This window comes from Anoxybacillus sp. FSL W8-0382 (assembly GCF_038003845.1).
In the GTDB taxonomy this organism is placed as follows: Bacteria; Bacillota; Bacilli; order Bacillales; family Anoxybacillaceae; genus Anoxybacillus; species Anoxybacillus flavithermus_G.
On sequence record NZ_JBBOPX010000001.1, the window covers coordinates 1,292,642 to 1,310,571 of the forward strand.

The 17,930-nt window shown below is 43.1% G+C and carries 13 protein-coding genes and 4 pseudogenes; 12 read left to right on the forward strand and 5 right to left on the reverse strand.

Annotated elements, in window-relative coordinates; all coding sequences use genetic code 11:
* The first annotated feature begins 168 nt into the window (after positions 1 to 168).
* From NSS60_RS06845 to NSS60_RS06875, 8 genes and pseudogenes are all read left to right on the forward strand, one after another.
* Complete coding sequence (locus NSS60_RS06845) at positions 169 to 1,515, forward strand: cytochrome ubiquinol oxidase subunit I (RefSeq protein WP_340720759.1); 1,347 nt, start codon at positions 169 to 171, stop codon at positions 1,513 to 1,515.
* On the forward strand, positions 1,512 to 2,540 hold the full coding sequence (locus NSS60_RS06850) for a cytochrome d ubiquinol oxidase subunit II (protein WP_004890102.1): 1,029 nt from the start codon (positions 1,512 to 1,514) through the stop codon (positions 2,538 to 2,540). Before NSS60_RS06845 ends, NSS60_RS06850 begins: the two co-directional genes overlap by 4 nt.
* Complete coding sequence (gene cydS, locus NSS60_RS14980; protein WP_413431589.1) at positions 2,540 to 2,641, forward strand: cytochrome bd oxidase small subunit CydS; 102 nt, start codon at positions 2,540 to 2,542, stop codon at positions 2,639 to 2,641. Before NSS60_RS06850 ends, cydS begins: the two co-directional genes overlap by 1 nt.
* Positions 2,642 to 2,729: 88 nt before the next feature.
* Positions 2,730 to 3,020: a hypothetical protein gene (locus NSS60_RS06855; RefSeq protein WP_004890104.1), complete on the forward strand. Its 291-nt coding sequence runs from the start codon at positions 2,730 to 2,732 to the stop codon at positions 3,018 to 3,020.
* 202 nt (positions 3,021 to 3,222) lie between these two features.
* Positions 3,223 to 4,268 (forward strand): IS630-like element ISBs2 family transposase gene (locus NSS60_RS06860; RefSeq protein WP_015374552.1). Its coding sequence is split into 2 segments (ribosomal slippage): positions 3,223 to 3,726 and positions 3,729 to 4,268, totalling 1,044 coding nucleotides; the frame shifts between segments, so codons are not numbered across the junction.
* 301 nt (positions 4,269 to 4,569) lie between these two features.
* Positions 4,570 to 4,656, forward strand: a pseudogene (locus NSS60_RS06865) (copper-binding protein); the annotation flags it as partial.
* 153 nt (positions 4,657 to 4,809) lie between these two features.
* Positions 4,810 to 5,085 (forward strand): nucleotidyltransferase family protein, encoded by a 276-nt coding sequence (locus tag NSS60_RS06870; RefSeq protein ID WP_004890110.1) that lies wholly within the window; start codon positions 4,810 to 4,812, stop codon positions 5,083 to 5,085.
* A gap of 19 nt (positions 5,086 to 5,104) precedes the next feature.
* Positions 5,105 to 5,443, forward strand: a complete 339-nt coding sequence (locus NSS60_RS06875) for a HepT-like ribonuclease domain-containing protein (RefSeq protein WP_004890112.1) — start codon at positions 5,105 to 5,107, stop codon at positions 5,441 to 5,443.
* 65 nt (positions 5,444 to 5,508) lie between these two features.
* Here the strand turns inward: NSS60_RS06875 and NSS60_RS06880 are convergent.
* From NSS60_RS06880 to NSS60_RS06890, 3 genes and pseudogenes are all read right to left on the reverse strand, one after another.
* A pseudogene (locus NSS60_RS06880) lies at positions 5,509 to 6,867 on the reverse strand (multicopper oxidase family protein); the annotation flags it as partial.
* A 63-nt stretch (positions 6,868 to 6,930) separates the two neighbouring features.
* Entirely contained in the window at positions 6,931 to 8,112 is a 1,182-nt protein-coding gene (locus NSS60_RS06885; RefSeq protein WP_088223189.1) for an IS701 family transposase, read from the reverse strand.
* Between the two features lie 116 nt (positions 8,113 to 8,228).
* A pseudogene (locus tag NSS60_RS06890) lies at positions 8,229 to 8,462 on the reverse strand (multicopper oxidase family protein); the annotation flags it as partial.
* 247 nt (positions 8,463 to 8,709) lie between these two features.
* Here NSS60_RS06890 and asnB point away from each other — a divergent pair.
* Complete coding sequence (asnB, locus tag NSS60_RS06895) at positions 8,710 to 10,602, forward strand: asparagine synthase (glutamine-hydrolyzing) (protein ID WP_064214459.1); 1,893 nt, start codon at positions 8,710 to 8,712, stop codon at positions 10,600 to 10,602.
* Positions 10,603 to 10,815: 213 nt separating this feature from the next.
* A pseudogene (locus NSS60_RS06900) lies at positions 10,816 to 11,256 on the forward strand (AEC family transporter); the annotation flags it as partial.
* 53 nt (positions 11,257 to 11,309) lie between these two features.
* Here NSS60_RS06900 and NSS60_RS06905 read toward each other — a convergent pair.
* Complete coding sequence (locus NSS60_RS06905; protein ID WP_004890116.1) at positions 11,310 to 11,771, reverse strand: GyrI-like domain-containing protein; 462 nt, start codon at positions 11,769 to 11,771, stop codon at positions 11,310 to 11,312.
* A gap of 219 nt (positions 11,772 to 11,990) precedes the next feature.
* On the opposite strand from NSS60_RS06905, the gene NSS60_RS06910 reads away from it, so the two are divergent.
* Complete coding sequence (locus tag NSS60_RS06910) at positions 11,991 to 12,254, forward strand: GtrA family protein (protein ID WP_230456179.1); 264 nt, start codon at positions 11,991 to 11,993, stop codon at positions 12,252 to 12,254.
* Between the two features lie 89 nt (positions 12,255 to 12,343).
* On the opposite strand, the gene NSS60_RS06915 is transcribed toward NSS60_RS06910, so the two are convergent.
* On the reverse strand, positions 12,344 to 13,243 hold the full coding sequence (locus NSS60_RS06915) for a LysR family transcriptional regulator (protein ID WP_004890118.1): 900 nt from the start codon (positions 13,241 to 13,243) through the stop codon (positions 12,344 to 12,346).
* A gap of 119 nt (positions 13,244 to 13,362) precedes the next feature.
* On the opposite strand from NSS60_RS06915, the gene gltB reads away from it, so the two are divergent.
* Positions 13,363 to 17,907, forward strand: a complete 4,545-nt coding sequence (gltB, locus tag NSS60_RS06920) for a glutamate synthase large subunit (protein ID WP_004890120.1) — start codon at positions 13,363 to 13,365, stop codon at positions 17,905 to 17,907.
* Positions 17,908 to 17,930: the final 23 nt, after the last annotated feature.

Consider the following 17,930-nt stretch of genomic DNA (forward strand, 5'->3'; position numbering starts at 1 on the left):
TGGATAATTTGTGATGATTGTCACAAATTCTTCACCACTGTTTGTTTGCTCGGGGGGTAGATATGTGGAAGCGGCATGAAAAAACGCTTGTGTTTGTTAGCTTTGCTGTTGCGGCTGTTGTCTTGCTTTCCTTGATTGGTCGCTTGTTTTCATAAGGGGGGATGAATCGTGAACGGTTACGATCCGGTGCTGCTTAGCCGTATTTTGACGGGATTGACGCTGACGGTTCACATCATTTATGCCACGATCGGCGTCGGGGTTCCACTGATGATCGCCATTGCCCAGTGGGTTGGGATTCGCAAAAATGATATGCATTACATCTTACTCGCTCGCCGCTGGACGCGCGGTTTTGTCATCACCGTAGCGGTTGGCGTGGTGACAGGAACAGCGATCGGCTTGCAGCTGTCGCTTTTATGGCCGAGCTTTATGCAGCTGGCTGGCCAAGTGATCAGCTTGCCGCTGTTCATGGAGACGTTCGCCTTCTTTTTTGAAGCCATTTTCCTCGGCATTTATTTGTATACATGGGATCGGTTCGAAAATCAGAAAAAACATTTGCTTTTGCTTATCCCGGTGGCAATCGGGTCTTCAGCATCAGCCATGTTTATTACGATGGTGAACGCGTTTATGAATACGCCGCAAGGGTTTGAATTTAAAAACGGCGAGTTTGTCAACATCGATCCAATCGCGGCTATGTTCAACCCAGCGATGCCGACGAAAGTCGCCCATGTGCTGGCGACTTCGTATATGACGTCAGCATTCGTGCTTGCTTCGATTGCCGCTTGGCATTTATGGAAAGGCAATCGTCACATTTATCATCGCAAGGCACTTCATTTAATGATGAAAACAGTTTTTATTTTTTCGGTAGCCAGTGTATTGATTGGCGACTTATCGGGCAAATTTTTAGCCGAATACCAGCCAGAAAAGCTGGCGGCCGCTGAATGGCATTTTGAAACGAGCTCCCACGCGCCGCTCGTGTTGTTTGGCATGCTGACAGAGGATGGCGAGGTGAAGTATGCCATTAAAATCCCATATGCGTTAAGCATTTTGGCGCACAACCACCCGGGGGCGGTTGTGACCGGGCTGAACGAATTTCCGGAAGATGAACGCCCACCACTGTACATTCATTACTTATTCGATGTGATGGTCACGATCGGGGTGTTTTTAATGGTTGTCGCAGCCGCGTATTGGCTCGGATCGATTTTCCGCTGGAAGTGGACGGCGAAAAAGTGGTTTTTTGGACTGCTGGTGGCGGGAGGGCCGCTGGCGATGGTTGCGATTGAGGCGGGATGGTACTTAGCGGAAGTCGGGCGGCAGCCGTGGATTTTGCGTGGCTATATGAAAACGGCGGAAGGAGCGACATCGTCGGCGCATGTGGATACGATGCTTGTGTTGTTTTGCCTTTTGTATATGGTGTTAGTAATTGCGAGCGCAATAGTGCTCATCCGTATGTTCCGCCGCAACCCGGTTGAACGGGAGCTGGCAGAGCGGTCCAATAATGGGGAGGTGGCGCCATGACGCTCGAAGTCATTGGCATTTCGGTGTTATGGCTGTTTTTGTTCGGGTACATTATCGTTGGCTCGATTGATTTCGGGGCTGGGTTTTTCAGCGCCTATAGCCATTGGGCAAACAAACAGCATATTTTGCACCGCATCATTCAGCGCTATCTTTCCCCTGTATGGGAAGTGACGAACGTCTTTCTTGTCTTTTTCTTTGTCGGCATTGTCGGCTTTTTTCCGAAAACGGCGTATTATTACGGTTCTATTTTGCTTGTCCCGGCGAGCATCTCCATCATTTTGTTAGCTATTCGCGGCTCGTACTATGCGTTTCATACGTATGGGGGGACGGAACGGAACTGGTATTTAATCGCTTATGGATTGACGGGGTTGTTTATTCCGGCCTCCCTGTCCATCGTGTTGACGATTTCTGAAGGCGGGTTTGTGGAGGTAGGCGCCTCAGGCGTTACGCTGGATTATGGGAAGCTGTTTGCAAGCCCGTTGTCATGGAGCATTGTGCTGCTCAGTGTGACGAGTGTTCTTTACATTTCTGCCGTTTTCTTAACGTACTATGCGGACGAGGCCAAGGATGAACGGGCGCGGGCGCTGTTGCGCCGCTACGCTCTTCTTTGGAGCGGGCCGACGATGTTGTCAGCGCTGCTCATTATTTACCAGCTCCGCTACCATAATCCCGAGCATTACGCCAACCTATGGAATGTGGCGTGGATGCTGGTCATTTCCTTTTTGTTTTTTGTCATTACCGTTTGGCTGCTTTGGCGGCAGCGGCGGTTCGGCTGGGCGTTTATTGCGCTGTTGTTTCAATACGCGTTCGCCTTTTACGCCTATGGCATTTCACATTATCCGTATTTGTTATACCCGTATTTGACGATTTATGACGGGTTTACGAATGAGACGATGGCTATGGCGTTGATCGTCGCGTTTATTGCCGGCCTCCTGTTATTAATTCCGTCACTTTATTTGCTTATGCGCCTCTTTGTGTTTAACAAGGCGTACGTTAAAGGAAAATGGGAAGGGGGAAAAGGATAATGCAAACATTTTTGATCATGTATGCGCCGATGATCATCGTCGCCCTGTCGATCATCGCCGCGTTTTGGGCTGGTTTGAAAGATGTGTACGTAGATGAATAAACACAATTTCAGCGTCCTGGTAATGCATAGTTTGCCGCCAATCGCCCACACTAGCGGATGACAACGAATAGAGAAAGGATGGGCGATCATGAAAGAAATATTGGAGCGTGTGAAAGAGCAGCTGGAACAATCGTTTGACGAACCGCGCTCGACGAGTCTTGATGGGGCGATTCATGAGCTTGAACGGTTAAAAGCGAGCGCCAGGGATAAACGGCAAATGATCGAAGATGTCATCCGTGCGGTGACTCACGCGCGCAATGCGCGAATGGAGCTGGCCGAGGCGGGAGATGAATCGGCGACAAACGCTTTCGCTGAGGCCTACCGGGCGCTCGATCAAGCGATTGAATCGTACAGTGGCGTCGATAACGACCTGGTGTAAGACGGATGGGGGCCCCTTGGCCTTCATCTGTCGGAAATACGCGGAAGGCGGATGGATTGCAAGCGTTTGGCTGACGTGTTATACTGATTGGCAGCCAAGTAAATACAGGGAATGTTTTCTATATATATAAATTGAAATAAAGGTTTTCTCCCGTTCCACGGCGAATAAATACAAAGAGAAAATAGGGGAACGGAGAGAAAATATGATGCCAAATCACAAAGACGAGATCGAAAAGTTGTCCACTGCCATGAAAGAAGCAAAAAGTAAACGAGCATATGAACGCTACCAAGCGATTTATCTTCATTTGCAGGGATATACCAAAGGAGAAATCGCAACGATTATTGGTCGATCCAAGAAAACTATTTATAACTATATTCATGCCTACGCCCAGCGCGGTCTTGATGGACTGGAGATGAAATACTCACCTGGCGCCCCACGTCGATTGACCCCTGAGCAGGAAAAAGAGCTGGCTTTGATCATTGAACATCAGCTCCCCGTAGATGTGGGATTCGAAGCAAAATATAATTGGACGCTTGCGATAATCGCTGAACTCATTCAACAAAAGTGGGGGCCAACATACACGCTTCGCGGAACAAGTGACATTCTGCATCGGTTAGGGCTAAGCTATACGAAACCGACCTATACACTAGCCAATGCCGATGAAGAGAAACAAAAAGAATTCGTCGAAATCACCTTCCCTGAAGTAAAAAAAAACTGGTAGATGGGAACATCGCCCATGTCCTCTTTCAAGATGAGTCGATGATTCGTGATTACCAAGCGATTCAAAAAACATGGTTTGTCAAAGGAAAACAACGAATCATTCCGACGTTTGGAAAACATCAAGGGCTGAAGCTGATTGGCACGTTGAACTACGAAACAGGGGAAGTGTTTTGCATCGAAGAAGAACGCTATGACGCGGAAACATTTCTTCGATTTCTTCAACTTGTGTTAGAACGCTATCCCACAGGCAAAATAGTGATGATTTTAGATAACGCTCGAATTCACCATGCCAAACTCATTCAGCCATTTTTAAAAGAACACGAAGATCGGTTAGAGCTCGTCTTTTTGCCACCATACAGTCCGCAATTGAACTTGATTGAAGGGCTATGGAAATGGCTGAAATCAGACGTGATTTACAACGTGTTCTATTCGAGTGTGCAAGAAATTAGAAAGAATGTCCAAGCCTTTATTCAGCGAATCAACCAGAAACCAGAACAAACGATCGATCGTTTGTGTGTTCAGTTGTAAATCTTTAATTCAACTTATATAGACTCCCATGACAAAAAAATTTCGTCACCATCGGAAGGATGAAAAGACCTCTATGTTGAATTTTACAACTTTACACATTTTGGAGTTCGGGTATTTTCAGGATAGAGCGATGCTATATGCTCTAGGGGGGTACTGTACTCTTTTCCTTATATAGAAATGACATGGTTCCATTAATAATTCAATTGGATTAAGAGTGAATGTGGGAGGCACAACTCATACGTTTGTATCCCCTCGTCAGCGATGTGTTTGTCTTTTTGCGAAGCGATCTGAAACCAAGGATACGGTTAATGTAGATTATGATGAAACAAAAGTAAGCGTAGAAAAACTAAAAGAAGCGATTGAAGAGCAAGGATATGATGTGAAGTGAGGAGAGAGGGTGTCCCGAAAATAATCGGGCACCCCTTTTCAATAGCGCAAATTTTTTCTTTTTCACGAAGAATAATAAAAAGCCGAGATGTTATGATGAAAATAGCAGATACGAAGAAAAAGGTGGTGATTCATTTAAGACATACTTCGTGAAATGTCAAAAAATTTAGATATATGGAGCAAAAAGTATGGCGTAAAGCGAATCGGACTATTTGGTTCATACAGTCGTGGAGAACAAAGAGAATCGAGTGACATTGATGTGTTGGTAGAATTTATAGATCATGCGATGACATTCGATAATTATATGGAGTTGAAATTTAGTTTGGAAGATCATTTTCAAAAACCGGTAGATTTAGTTATTGTAGATGATATCAAACCGACATTAAAGCCGACTATTTTAAGGAGTGCTAAGTATGTAGAGAGAGCCTAGCGTTTTTTTACAAGATATTTTGGTCGCTGCAGAAAAAATTGAGAAGTACACCCAAGGGCTTTCTTATGATGACTTTCTAGATAATGATTTAATATCAGATGCGGTCATTAAAAACATATTAGTAATCGGAGAAACAGCAAAAAACATTCCAGACGAAATGAGACAGGCATCCCCACATATCGAGTGGAGAAAGATGGCTGGCATGAGGGATATGATGATCCACGGTTATTTCTCCATTAATTACCGAATTGTTTGGGATGTTGTTCGAAATAAGATTCCTGTATTAAAACAGCACGTTGAACGATTGCTAAATGAAAGTTGGATTTCAATTCAAACCATATGCGCTGTTTGGGAATAGCTTGTTATTCAAAAGGTGCTGATCCCAAGACGCATTCGCGTTTTTGATCAGCACCTTCAGCTTTTTTATTCCCCTTTATTCGTTGTGTCATTCGGATCTGGGGTATAATCCGATTTGTAATCGGTATATTTGACTTCTGTGACCATTCCTGCTGAAGCATGGTGCAAGTCATGGCAATGGAACATCCAATTTCCCGGATTATCTGCTTTAAACGCGACGACATATTCTTCACCAGGGTTTACATTTAACGAATCCTTAATTAATGGAGAGCCTGTGACTGGCTTGCCGTTTCTGCTTAATACTTGGAAGAAATGGCCGTGTAAATGCATCGGATGGACATCCATCGGCGAGTTGTTCACGAATTTTACTTTGACGAGATCGCCTTTTTTCACGTTGATCGGCGCTGTGTCAGGGTACGTTTTGCCGTTAATCGTGAAAATCATGTCATTTTTGCCCATGGCGGTTCCTAAATTCATTGTGTATTCAACATCATATGTTTGGTCTAACGTAAATGAACCTACTTCATATTTTCCGTATGTTGTTATATCCACAACAGGGAGGTTTTCTGTTGCGTTTACTTTGTCCGTGTTGTTTGTTTGTCCTTCATATTGAATTTTTACTTTCATGCCATCGATACCTTTCATATTTCCGTGACATTCTAGTAACCATTCTCCTGGATTATCCGCTATAAATTCAATATCGTAACGCTCGCCGGGAGCGATATTTAACAATTCGTCTTTGATTGGTTGTGGGTTGTTGATCGGCTGACCATCCGTTGCGACAATTTGAAACGCATGTCCGTGCAAATGAAGCTTGTGGGACATGTACCCTGCGTTAATTAGGCGAAGCCGCACTTTTTCGCCTTTTTTCACTTTTAACGGTTGGACAGCAGCCCCGCTTTTTCCGTTAATCGTGAAAATATCGTACATATTCATATTATGTCCCATGCTGTTCATATCCATTTGTTGATTATCAGAGCTATTTCCATTATTCATATTACTATGATCCATGCCGCTCATATTCATGTCCATATGGCTTTCGGCGTCCGGGTCGCTCATCCATTCATCTAATACAAGCGTGTAATCTCGATCGACTTTTTCTTCATTTTTCGGTTCTACGATTAATGTCCCGTATAATCCTTTATCCACTTGCTCGGCGCTTTTTTGATGGGAATGATACCAATATGTCCCAGGTATCGTTGCCGTAAATTCATACGTAAATGTTTCACCAGGTTTTACTGCGTCCATGGTGACACCGGGGACGCCATCTTGGTCATTTGGAACAGGATAGCCGTGCCAGTGAATCGCCGTCGGCTCAGGTAATTCGTTTTTAAAGACAATTTTTACGCGCTCTCCTTGTTTTACGCGAATTTGCGCACCGGGTACCGATCCATTATACGTGTATACCGGGAGTTTTACTTTATCACTGTAGTTGAGCAATTTTCGTTACAATAATTACCATTTAAAAAGAGACAAACAGGGTACCCCTTATGCCACGTGGAGCTGTTTTTTCACGGTATCAATGGGAATATTTTGTTTTGCTGCACGATAAATGAACTCCACGAGGCTATGTCCTTTTCTCTTGCGCAGGAGATCGAGCCCATCCGAAAAATCACTGTTAGACTCGAACATGCTGTACACATACGCAAGTTGCACCAAGATCCAATACCGTTTCACCGCCCGACGCCCGCGAACGCGGTATCCATCGAGTTTCAGCTGGTCTTTCGCTTGACGGAAAAAACATTCGATCGACCAACGTGCAGCATAGTAGCGCAAGATCTCTTCATCGCTTAGCTCGCGATCGGTGCTCAAGACGCAATGAAGATGTTTCGGCGTCATCGGCTGATCGGCTTTCCATGCGAGCAGCACCACGGCATCCTTGAGACCGTTCAGAGCGCCTTCGTAGCGATACACCCGATAACGCTCTTTTCCCACCGTGACGAGGCGGGTATCCCGTGGCTCCATAGATTTGGCAAATTCTTTTGCTTGAATGGCCGTCCCTTTTGGATAGAGAATCCGATTCGTCTTCAGCATCGCGATGACGTGGAACCCTTTTTTTAAGCAGGCTCCCACGAGGGTTTTCGATGGATACCAAGAGTCCATGAGCACATAAACGGGTCGACTCACATCCAACGAAGAAAGCATCTCGATCGCGAGTTCCCCTTTGCTTTTCCCCACCGTCTTGTCGTAGAGGCGAAAGGCAAAAGGAAACGCTTGGGTCATCGTATGAACCATGAGCCAAACGAGAGAATGTCCCCAGATCGACTTTTTCTCTGCGTGAGAATAGTGCCAATCACACCCTTGAATGGCGTGTGTTGCCCGTGACGAGGGCTTCGTTTTTTGGCAAATCGTATCATCGATCGAAACAAAAATGGGTTGATTCTCTCGTTTCGAGCTGCGTTCGACACGATGAAGCACCCACTGTTGGAGTTTGCGAAGCAGCGTCTCTTCCTCCCATGGGCTTTTCGTGAAAAAATGGCTCAGTGTCGTGCGATGGTTCGGATGAAAACTCCCATGATGTAGATCGGTCAGCGTTCCCGAAAAGCCCTTTGTAATCATCGCATCCACGATATGAACGAGATGCTTCATGACAGGTTTCGAGAAATAAAGGGCCAACCCCAACATCGTCAAAAACTTGTGGATTCCTTGGTGATGTGCTAATCTATTCATGAGACATGAACCTCCTTGTGAATGGTTTGTTGGCACATCTATTCTAACCAAGGAATCGGGTTCATGTCTTCTTTTTTGTTTGGTTGTAAATTTATGTTAGTAAATTTGCTCATCTACAGTTTATCATTTATTTGTAATAATGCTTCCTTAGCAGTAAGATTAATCTCTTTACCGGATAAAACTTCTGTATTGGTTGCCAAAGGCAGTTTCTTACTGGAGTCCTGTGCGGTGTTTTCTTCCTTCATATTCATGTTGGACATGTCGTGTCCTTGCATCGAAGAATTATTTGAGCAAGCTGCACTCAGCGCAATGACTCCTACCAATACAGTTCCTAACCATAATTTCTTCATCGCTTTCCCTCCATAAACTTGTGATGTAAGTCATAGTAACATCATCATAAAAAATAAATGTGCAAAATGTATGGAGAAAAGCTTATAAAGACAGTGGTCAAAATTTATGGTATAGTCTTTTATGTGAATGAGAGTTTTTGTTCATCATTTCTCCACATTTTATTGTTTAAATAAAATAGCAAAAACGAAACAGCAAGTTTAATCATTCTCATGTGCAAAATGACGACTAGATGGAGGAAACTGTAGGATGTGTGGTTTTGTTGGCTATATCTCTGATGTTCCGAAAGAGATAAATAGTAACTGGAAAGAAACGTTCCAAAACATGAACGATCTGATCACTCATCGTGGTCCGGATGATTATGGCTATTTTTTTGATGAGCATGTAAGTTTTGGATTTCGACGTTTAAGTATTATTGACCTTGAAAGTGGACATCAGCCACTATGTTATGAAAATGAGAGATATTGGATTATATTTAACGGGGAAATTTACAACTACGTCGAGTTGCGTGACGAATTAATCAAGAAAGGGTGTTCGTTTTCTACCCATTCTGATACAGAAGTGATCGTTGCTTTATATAGTATTGAAAAAGAAGACGTGGTAAATAAACTTCGTGGCATGTTTGCATTTGTGATTTGGGATAAACAAGAGAAAGAAATTTTTGCAGCACGTGACCCGTTCGGAATTAAACCTTTTTTTTATGTAGAAAAAGACGATCATCTGTTTGTCGCTTCTGAAAAGAAAAGCATTTTATATGCTCTTGAACACGACGAACTAAATCATGAAGCTTTGCAACATTATTTAACCTTTCAATATGTTCCAGAGCCATTGACAATGTCTGCTCACATTCGTAAGCTAGAACCTGGACATTATATGAAGAAAAAAATAGGAGAAAAATTAAATATCCAGCGCTATTGGAAGGCTACATTTCATCCAATTAATCAATCGGAAAGTGAACTCGTCAAAGAAATTCGACAAGTGTTGTTTGATTCGGTAAGTATTCATATGCGTAGCGATGTTCCGGTCGGCTCATTTTTGTCAGGAGGAATTGATTCTTCGCTTATTGTAGCTATTGCAAAACAATTTCATCCGCATATCAAAACATTTTCAGTTGGATTTGCGAGAGAAGGATTTAATGAAATTGATGTAGCAAAAGAAACGGCAGAAAAGTTAGGAGTTGAAAACATCAGTTACATCATTTCTCCAGACGAATATGTGGAGGAATTGCCGAAAATTATATGGCACATGGACGATCCATTAGCAGATCCTGCAGCTGTCCCTCTTTATTTCGTAGCAAGAGAGGCTAGAAAACATGTAACCGTTGTTCTTTCTGGCGAAGGGGCGGATGAGTTGTTCGGGGGATATAACATTTATCACGAACCAAAATCTTTACAAATATTCGAGAAAATCCCGAGTTTCATACGATCTATTTTAGCGATGATCGCAAAAGTATTGCCAGACGGGGTAAAGGGGAAAAGTTTTATTGAACGTGGGATCACTCCAATCGAACAACGTTACATTGGCAATGCAAAGATGTATAGTGAGCGGGAAAAGAGAGAATTGTTGAAAGTATATGATCCAAATGTATCATACACCAACATTACCGCACCGTTTTATCACGAAACAGAAGGATATCCTCCGATCAACCGAATGCAACATATTGATATTCATACGTGGTTGCGAGGCGATATTTTGTTGAAAGCAGATAAAATGACAATGGCTCATTCTTTAGAACTGCGCGTCCCTTTTCTTGATAAAAAAGTATTCGAAGTAGCCACGAAAATCGCCCCGGAAATGAAAGTCAAAAATAAAACAACCAAGTATATTTTGCGAAAAGCAGCAGAAGGAATTGTTCCGGATCATGTTTTACATCGCAAAAAGCTAGGCTTTCCTGTTCCTATTCGGCATTGGTTAAAAGATGAAATATATGACTGGGCGAAACGTACGATAAAAGAAAGTGAAACAGATCATCTATTTCATAAAGATGTATTGTATCGTCTGCTAGAGGAACATTGTCAAAACAAAGCGGATCATAGTCGGAAAGTATGGACAGTACTCACTTTCATGGTTTGGCATCAAGTGTATGTCGAGAAAAAATATCACTTTATGAATGAAGAAGAAAAAATAAAACTGTTCGTGTAAATGGTTAGTTATGTTCGGAGCTTCTTTTTATCTAGGAGCTCCTTTTTTATTGCGTTTTATGCATACAATAATATAAAGGTAGCGTCAAAAAATCTATGAAAAGTCATCACGGGCTACCTTTTGAAGGAAAATAAAGAGGATAGTGGAATCAAAGGAGGAGAAAACATGGAAAATCAAACAGGTTTTCGTGTGAATGTGCAACGTTTTGGCAGTTATTTAAAAAATCCAATTATTTACGCACTTATTCTCGGTGTGATGTTTCGATTCGCTCATATTCCAATACCATCGTTTATTTGGCAGCCGCTCGAACGTGTAGCCGATGCCTTTTTGGTGATTGCTTTGCTGACGTTAGGTGCTCAACTCGCCTATATGAATATGAAGCGGCTTCCTCGTCTTATGTTTATAACGAATGGTAGTCGTCTCGTTTTATCTCCTTTGATCGCTTTTTTAATCGTTTCACTTTTACATATCAAAGGGACGACAGCTCAAGCACTACTCATCGCTAGTGCATATCCTTGTTCACGAAACACAGCGTTGTACGCATTAGAATATAATCATCATCCAGAGTATGCTGCTCAAGCTGTATTTTTATCTACGTTACTTAGTCCGTTGACGGTATCGGGTGTCATCGGGCTTGCCCGTGTTTGTTTTTAACTTGCATGCCAAAGGAGTGCTCTGCTCCCGCACCTTTGGCTATGTTTGTTCGGTTATTTACGTATAACGGGAACCCATAATTCATTTTCAGGACGGTGATCCGGCGCATAATAACATTCAATACACGGAGCATCAGCAAGTTCATATTGAGAAAAAGGAAGCCATTCATATAATTGATTCCACGCCTCAGTTACGTTTGAAATCACCACCCACGTGTCATGTTTGATCGTCATATATTGCATATCGCTCGGAACTTCCCCGTCATAACGTATTCCCATAAAATAAGTAAACTGTTCGCCTGTTATTTTAGCTTCTTCCCCACAAACACCCAACAGCCCTTCAAGTGTGCATTTTGGATGCTCCCATGAGAGATCGATCAGTTTTTGCATAAATCCATCTTGTTCGGCATAAGCCCAAAGCGAAGGAATCATTTGGAATGCTTCGTCTGTTTTCACGCGGTACCCTTTTCCTACAATGGTTAATTCAAATGGAATCGTCTCAATTTTGTGCTCCATGTTTGATAGCTCCTTTTATTGATATGGATATTTTTGTGTGAATTGAAATTCCTCACCTTTTTATATTAACATAAAAATCCAATATGAGTTTGTAAATTTTTTAAGAAGGTGTTGCATGGCATGGTTCGTTTTACTGTTGTTGGAGTGAGTAATACATTTGTGGATTTTTTGTTATTTTTCTCCCTCATAGCACTTCATGTGCCATATATGTGAGCACAAATGTTTGGCTATAGTGCAGGTGTGATCAATAGCTACATATGGAATCGGGCGTGGACGTTTCGATCAGTAGGAGGGGGGAAAAAACAATTCGTTCGTTTTCTTGCCGTAAACCTTTGTTCTCTCATCGTGACGATCATGATGCTACACGGTTTCAGAGAAATGTTTCCGATTGTTTTAAACAAAATGATAGCGACGATAAGCGGAATGGCGATCAACTGGATCGGAAGTCGTATGTGGGTGTTTTCTACAAAAAGTGTGTCGTAAAGATAAACTTTTAGGTTACGTGGTTGGAGTTGTCGGCATCGATTTGTCTATGTAGTCACACAGTAAGCCAGTTGCGCTTATCAGCTGGCTTACTGGTATTGATTTAACGTAGCAAAAAATTGTTTTACGAACTGATAAAATACGTTGACAGAAGGTGCGAGGTCGCATTTTGGTAAAATGATTCCGACGTTGCGACGAACGAGTGGAAATTCGATCGGGACTTTCGCTGTATAACGAAGTGTTGTTCCGTAAAATGTGCTTTCAGGGAGCAGAGTTACCCCGATTCCTGCCGAAACGAGTCCTTTGATCGCGTCTAAATCTTCCCCTTCCGACGAAATGATTGGAGAAAAGCCGGCTTGTTTACAAGCATCTTCGACTATTTTTCGCAAAATAAATCCTTGGGGAAACATGATAAACGGTTCGTGCCGCAATTCGCTTAAAGCAATGCTTCGTTTTTGACTAAGTGGATGATCTGTCGGAATGAGTGCGGCGAACGACTCCGTAAATAAAATATCCCCTTGAATGCCTTTTTCTTCTGTCGGCACAGGACCTAAAAAAGCTAAATCAATTTCCCGTTTTTTTACCGCCTCAATTAAAAATTTATATGAGCCTTGACGCAGATGGAAAGAAATATGAGGGTGTTGTTGCTTAAAAGTTGAAATGACCATTGGCATCGTATAGCTTGCGAGACTTGTTGGAAAACCAATTTTAATCGTTCCTCGTTCAGGGTCTAAATACTCCTCAATTTGTTGTTTCGCATAGTCAATTGCTTTTAATGCTAATTCAATATGTTGTAAAAAGTGACGGCCGATAGGTGTTAATTTGACATTCCTTCCTTCTCGTTCAAATAACTTAACCCCGAGTTCATCCTCTAAATTTGAGATTTGGCGGCTGACAGCGGATTGAGCGACATGTAACGCTTCAGCAGCCTCCGATACATGTTCTCGTTTGGCAACTTCCGTGAAATAAATCAATTGTCTTAATTCCATTTTTTCCACCTCTTTCTATTGTTCTCGAAATGAGATGAATATTATCTAAATTATATATTGTTTGTATGATTATTGAAACCTACAATTATACATACATGATAACGGAATGGGGGATTCGCATGAGAGGACTACCAAAAGTGCAAGGATTGTACCGTCCACAATTTGAACATGATGCATGCGGGATTGGGTTATACGCTCACTTAAAAGGTGAAGCGTCTCATCATATTGTGAAGCAAGGTCTTCACATGTTACGTCAACTAGAGCATCGGGGAGGCCAAGGAAGCGATCCGCAAACAGGTGATGGCGCGGGGATCATGGTACAAGTTCCTGATGATTATTTTCGATCCGTTTGTTCATTTTCACTTCCCGCAAAAGGACGTTACGGAGTCGGAATGGTTTTCTTTTTTGAACATAGTGAACAAAAGAGAGTCATTTTAGAGCGGAAAATCAATGAAATTATCTGCGAGGAAGGACAAACGTTACTCGGATGGCGTGATGTACCTGTAGATATCGGAAAACTCGGAATATTAGCGAAACAAAGTCGACCGTTTATTCGCCAACTTTTTATTGCAGCGAGCGATGACGTAACAGATGAGCAACATTTTGAGCGTAAGTTGTACGTCATTCGTAAACGAGCGGAAAAGTTAGTAAAAAACAATGAGTACTATTTTGCGAGTTTATCCAGTCGAACGATCGTTTACAAAGGGCTAGTCACCCCTGAGCAACTGGATGCTTTTTATATTGATTTACAAGATGAACGATTTCGCTCCGCGTTTGCGCTCGTTCACTCGCGTTTTAGCACAAATACATTTCCGAGTTGGGAGCGAGCGCATCCGAATCGTTATTTAATTCATAACGGGGAGATTAATACGTTGCGCGGAAATATTCATTGGATGATGGCGCGTGAGAAGCAGTTTTCCTCCCCGATGTTTGGGGAAGATTTACAAAAAGTACTCCCGATTTTAGATACGAACGGAAGCGACTCTTCCATGCTCGATAACGCGTTTGAGTTTTTCGTTTTAGCCGGAAAGTCGCTTGCTGAAACAGCGATGATGTTGATCCCAGAACCGTGGTATTGGGATAAAGAGATGGATGAACATAAAAAAGCGTTTTATGAATATTACAGCTGTCTGATGGAGCCGTGGGACGGTCCAACGGCAATCGTATTCACAAATGGCAAGCAAATTGGCGGTATTCTCGACCGCAACGGTCTTCGTCCAGCTCGTTACTATGTCACAAAAGATGACTATATTATTTTTTCATCAGAAGTAGGCGTGATCGATGTAGAGCCGAACAATATTTTATACAAAGAACGATTAAGCCCGGGAAAAATGCTTTTTATTGATTTAGAAGAAGGGCGAATCATTTCTGATGAAGAGGTCAAAAAGCAAATTGCGCATAAGCATCCGTATCGTCAATGGGTGAACGAACAAACTGTTTCTATTGAACAACTTGACGAGCAGTTTGCGGGAGATGAGGAACAGCCGTTTGACAATCTTATCACATGGCAGAAAGCATTTGGGTATACGTATGAAGATGTTGAAAAAACGATCATTCCAATGGCGACGGAAGGAAAAGACCCAACCGGAGCAATGGGCAACGATACGCCGCTAGCTGTATTATCCGAACGTCCGCAAAGTTTATTCAATTATTTCAAGCAATTGTTCGCCCAAGTAACGAACCCGCCGATTGATGCGATTCGTGAATATGTTGTCACATCCACTGTCACGTGGCTCGGAAAAGAAGGAGATGTGTTGCATCCAGATGAGTCGTCTGCGCGGCGCATTCGCTTGTATTCCCCAATTGTCACGAATAAGCAATTACAAGCATTGCGAATGAATCCATACCGCGAATTTTTATGCGTTACATTGTCTACTGTTTTTACAAATGATTTAAAAGAAGCGTTAGACAAATTATGTCAAGCGGTAGATGAAGCAATTGCTAATGGTGTGACGTTAATTGTTTTATCCGATCGCTCAATGAATGAGCAGCGCATAGCCATACCTGTTCTTTTGGCAGTCAGCGCGGTGCATCAACATCTCGTACGGAAAGGGACGCGCACGAAAGTGAGTTTAATTGTTGAAAGTGGGGAAGCGCGCGAAGTACATCATTTCGCTGCGTTAATCGGTTACGGAGCGGATGCGGTCAATCCGTATTTGGCATTTGCGACCATTCGAGAAGCAGTCGAAAAAGGAGTTATTGCTTCCACATACGAAAAAGCAGTTGAAACGTACAAAAAAGCAGCGACAGATGGCGTTGTGAAAGTGATGTCAAAAATGGGCATTTCAACAGTGCAAAGCTATCGCGGTGCGCAAATTTTTGAAGCAATCGGTATCGGGGATGATGTTATCGATCAATATTTCACCGGAACAGCGTCGCAAATTGGCGGAATCGGTTTGAATGAAATTGCCCAAGAAGCAAAAATGCGCCATATGCAAGCGTTTTTCACGTCTTATGATGAAACATTAGATTCTGGAAGTGAATTACAATGGCGTAAAAACGGTGAACATCATGCGTTTAATCCGAAAACGATTCATACGTTACAATGGGCATGTCGAAAAAATGACTATGAGTTATTTAAGCAATATTCCAACATGGCCAATGAAGAGCAACTAACGTTTTTGCGCAATTTGTTTGAGTTTGACGAAACGCGTACGCCAATTCCACTTGATGAAGTCGAACCGGTAGAAGCGATTGTTCGTCGATTTAAAACGGGGGCGATGTCGTACGGTTCATTGAGCGAAGAAGCACATGAAGCGCTTGCGATTGCGATGAATCGCATCGGTGGAAAAAGTAATAGTGGAGAAGGTGGCGAAGATCCGCGTCGCTATGTACGGGATGAAAATGGCGATCTTCGTCGTAGTGCAATTAAGCAAGTTGCATCCGGTCGTTTCGGTGTAAAAAGTCATTATTTAGTTCATGCGGATGAACTGCAAATTAAAATGGCGCAAGGAGCAAAGCCTGGAGAAGGTGGTCAACTGCCTGCGAATAAAGTATATCCGTGGATTGGAAAAGTACGCGGCTCCACGCCGGGTGTGGAACTTATTTCGCCACCACCGCATCATGATATTTATTCCATTGAAGATTTAGCCCAACTCATTTATGATTTGAAAAATGCAAATCGCGATGCGCGCATTAGCGTGAAGCTTGTCGCAAAATCTGGCGTTGGTACGATCGCGGCAGGAGTGGCTAAAGGTGGTGCGGATGTGATCGTCATTAGCGGATATGATGGCGGTACAGGTGCTTCGCCAAAAACGAGCATTAAACATGCCGGGCTTCCGTGGGAACTCGGTTTAGCTGAAACGCACCAGACGCTGATGTTAAACGGACTCCGTGATCGCGTCGTATTAGAAACAGACGGAAAATTAATGACTGGTCGCGATGTTGTCATGGCGGCGTTATTAGGTGCTGAAGAGTTTGGCTTTGCGACGGCTCCACTTGTCGTTTTAGGGTGTGTCATGATGCGCGTTTGTCATTTAGATACATGCCCAGTCGGTGTAGCGACACAAAATCCAAAACTGCGGGAAAAATTTACAGGTAAACCAGAGCATATTGTGAATTTCATGTATTTTATCGCTCAAGAAGTGCGCGAAATTATGGCTCAACTTGGCTTCCGTACAATCGAAGAAATGGTTGGACGCGTCGATGTATTAAAAATAAGCGAGCGGGCAAAGCGGCATTGGAAAGCGAAACATCTTGATTTATCGCGTTTGTTGTATCAAGTGGAAGGACCGCGAACGTTTTCTAAACCACAAAATCATCATCTTGATCGAACGCTTGATGATACGGTCATTTTGCCAGCAGTCAAGCGGGCAATTGAACAAAAAGAGCCGGTACAATTGCAAGTTGCCATCCAAAACGTTCATCGTACAGTTGGCACGATTGTCGGCAGCGAAATATCGAAACGGTACGGTGAAGAAGGGCTTGCAGAAGATACGATTCAGTTATGTTTTCACGGTTCCGCTGGGCAAAGTTTTGCGGCGTTCGTACCAAAAGGAATGACGATGACATTAATTGGCGATGCGAATGATTACGTCGGAAAAGGTTTATCGGGGGGGAAAGTTATTATTCGTCCGCCGCACGAGGCAACGTTTGCATGTAGCGATCAAGTGATTATCGGAAACGTAGCTTTTTATGGAGCGACGAACGGTGAAGCGTATATTCGCGGTCGCGCCGGCGAGCGTTTTTGTGTTCGAAATAGCGGCGTGCATGCGGTCGTTGAAGGAGTAGGGGATCATGGTTGTGAGTATATGACCGGAGGGCGCGTCGTTATTCTCGGATCAGTTGGAAAAAATTTCGCTGCTGGAATGTCTGGTGGTGTAGCTTACGTATTCGCTTACGATGATACGTGGCAAAAAAACGCGAACCGTGAACTCGTTTTATTTGAGTCCTTAGTCGATGAAAAAGAAAGAAGCGATGTGCGCGAAATGATTGTGAAACATTACAAATATACAGAAAGTCCAAAGGCAGCATATGTGCTTGCGAATTGGGACGATGTAGTCAAACGGATCGTTAAAGTGATCCCGAAAAACTATAAATTGATGATTGAAACAATCGAGGCGATGAAGCAACGCGGGATGTCGCATGATGAAGCGGTATTTGAGGCGTTTGAAACAGTTGTAAACAAAAAAGGTGTGAAAGTGGTGGAAGCGGTCGCGAAATAGGCGAACGCTTCCGAATAGGTGAA